Source organism: Cellulomonas sp. P4_B5_2 (genome assembly GCF_056402235.1).
In genome coordinates this window covers 1-2,949 of the sequence record NZ_JBFUHU010000394.1, presented here as the reverse complement: position 1 = coordinate 2,949, position 2,949 = coordinate 1, and the positions used below count along the sequence as shown (strand labels likewise).

2 protein-coding genes are annotated in these 2,949 nt (G+C 77.9%); both read left to right on the top strand.

Translation table 11 applies throughout. The features are described 5' to 3' along the window. On the top strand, positions 1-1,895 hold a 1,895-nt coding region (locus AC1DUQ_RS20045), incomplete at its 5' end, for an ABC transporter permease family protein (protein WP_477074451.1). Continuing rightward, on the top strand, positions 1,892-2,949 hold a 1,058-nt coding region (locus tag AC1DUQ_RS20040; protein ID WP_477074450.1), incomplete at its 3' end, for a hypothetical protein. The genes AC1DUQ_RS20045 and AC1DUQ_RS20040, both read left to right, overlap by 4 nt.

Here is a 2,949-nt window from a genome sequence, read left to right as displayed (position 1 = left end):
TCGGTGGCCCGTCGCGCGACGCGCGGCACGTCGTGGCGGGCGGGGTCGCGCGCTCGGGGGTGGACGTGCTCCTGGTGGTGCTGGCCGTGCTGGGCGTGGTCCAGCTGCGCGCCCACCGGTTCGACGAGGGCGCCCCGGACCCGGTGCTCGTCCTGGCTCCCACGCTCGCCCTGGTGGCGGCCGCCGCGGTGACCCTGCGGGTCATGGCGCCGCTGGTGCGCGGTGCCGAGGTGGCTGCGCGTCGCGCGCGCGGCCTGGCCGTGCCCCTGGCCGGGTGGCAGGTGGCCCGCGGCCGCGCCACGCAGGGCGTGTTCCTCGTCGCGCTCGCGGCCGCGTCCCTGACCTTCGCGCTGGTGTTCCAGGCGACGTGGCTCGCGTCGCAGCGCGACCAGGCCGCCGCCGACGTCGGCAGCGACGTGCAGATCTCGGTCGACGGCACGCCTGACCAGGGCGCGCAGGTGGCCGCCGCAGCTGCCCCAGGGGCGGGTGTCGCCCCGACCACGCACCGCACGATCACGCTGGGCTCGCGCCCCGGGGCCGTCACGCTCGTCGCCATCGACACGAGCCGAGCCGCGCTCCTCGTCCGCGGCCGGCTGGGCGGCGCGGCCACGTGGTCGACGCTCACCGACCCGGTGCGGCCGCGGCAGGGGTCGGCAGGACTCGTCGTCTCGGGGGCGACGGTGCCGATCGAGGTGACCGGTGGCCTGGAGGGCGTCGACGGCGTGGCGCTGCCCGCCCACCTGACCCTCGTGCTCGAGGGCGCGCACGGCGAGCGTGTCGCCGCCGTCGCGCCGGACGTCGTGCTCGACGGCACCCCTCAGCCCGTGACGGTCCCGGCTCCGACGGACGCGACGTGGCGCGTCGTCGGCGTCCGCGTGGTGGTGCCGGGCGGGGTGGAGCTCGCGCAGGGCGACGAGCCGCGGCTGAGGGTCACCGTGCGCGTCCCCGGTGCGTCGTCGCACGAGGGCGACCCCTCCGCGTGGACCGCGTACGCCGGCGACAGCGCCGACGACGGGGCCCTGGCGGGCCGGCCTGTTGCCGAGGCCGGTGCCGACACCCTCGGCTTCTCGGCCCGCGTCTCGCGGTTCGAGCTCGGCTTCACGTCGGTCGAGGTCGTGGTCGCCGGGTTCGGCCCGACGGAGCTGGTGCCCGTCCTCGTCTCGGCAGTGCTGGCCGACCAGCTGGGCGTGACCGTCGGCGACGCGCTCGACCTCGGCGTCGCCTCCGTGGTGCTCCCTGCCGTGGTCGCGGGAGTGCTGCCCTACGTGCCCTCCGCCCCGGACAGCCCCGCGGTCCTCGCCGACGTCGACACCCTGTCGCGCGCCCTCCTCGAGCGCGGCGACCTGGACCCGGTGGTCGACGAGTGGTGGGTCGCGACCGACCACCCGGACCTGGTGGTCRCGGCGACCGGAGGCGTGTCCCGCACCGCCCTCGAGGACGAGCTCACCTCCGGGGCGCTGCGCGCCGCCGCGGCCGTCGCCCTGGCGCTCCTGGTGGTGGCCGCCCTCGCGCTGGCGATGGCGGGCACGGTGGCGCGCGAGCTCGCCGTCGCGCACGACCGCTCCGCCGAGACGGCACGGCTGCGCGCCCTGGGCGTCCCTCGTCGAGTCCTGTCCGCCACGGGCGCTGCTCGCCACGTGATCCTCACGGCCGTCGCCGTCGGCCTGGGCGCGCTCGCCGGCGCCGGGCTCTCGCTCGTGCTCGGACCCGCGCTGGTCACCGCGCGGCACGGCGGGGTTCCGGTTCCTGCGGCGCTCGTCGTGTGGCCCTGGGCCGCGCTGGTGGTGGTGCTGGGCGTCCTGTTCGCGGGGTGCGCGCTCGTCGGGCTGCCCCCGGCGCGCCGGGTCGCGCGACGCTCGACCGCGGCGAGCCTGCGGACAGGGAGTGCCCGATGAACCGCCGCTCCTGGCGGGAGAAGGATCGGGCGCGTCCGTGGGCCGGCGCCATCCCCGTCGACCAGGTCGCCCGGCAGGCCTGGGCGACGCGCGGACCTCTGGCGCTGGCACTGGTCGTCGTCGCGCTGGTGACGTTCCTCGCGTCCTCGGCTCCCCGCCTGCTGGACCGCGCCGCGACCGACGAGGTGCGCGCGGCCGCCGGCGACGAGGGGAGCGCGCTCGCCGTCACCGTGCGGGACGGGAGCGACGTGCGGGAGCTGCGTCTCGGCACCGCGGACGAGCTGAGCAGCACCGCGCAGCTGCTCGCGGGCAACCTGCCCGGCCCGGTGGCCGCCGCTGTCACGGAACCTGTCGCCTCGCTCGTCGGCCCCGAGCTCGCGGCGGGCAGCGTCGGGGGAGTGCCCGTGCTGCTCCGGTTCGCCTACCTCGCGGACGGGCGGGTCGGTCGCGGGACGTACGACGTCACCGACCCGGCCACCGGTGCCGTCACCTGGGTCGCCGGCGGCCCGCCCGCGACGACGATCGAGCCCGACGCCGTGCCGAGCGACGAGCCGCTGCCCGTGGAGGTCGGGCYCTCCGAGCAGGTCGCCGCCGCCCTCGGGGTGGGCGTCGGCGACGCGCTCACCGTCGTGGACCCCGACGGCGCACGCATCGCCGTGCCGGTCACCGGCGTGTTCCGACCCGTCGACGCGGCGGCGCGGGTGTGGCGAGTCGCGCCGACCGTGATCTCGCCGCGGACCGTCGGTGGACTCGCCGGCCGGGTCGCGGTGTCCGCGCTCACCAGCGCCACCTCCGTGCCCGCCGCCCGCTACGACCTGCCCGAGGACCGCCTCGTCGTGTCCTACACGTTCGACTCCGTGCCCACCACCCTCGATGCCCGGTCCGCCGACGAGACGGCGCGTGCGGTGCGCGCGCTGGTGGCCGCTCCGCGCACCCTCGGCCTCCCCGCGGCGAGCCCGACCGTCACCACGCGGCTCGACCGGTTGCTGGAGGACGCGCAGGACCGGGTCGCGGCGACGACGGCTCAGGCGGCGGTCGTGCTGTCCGGCGTCGT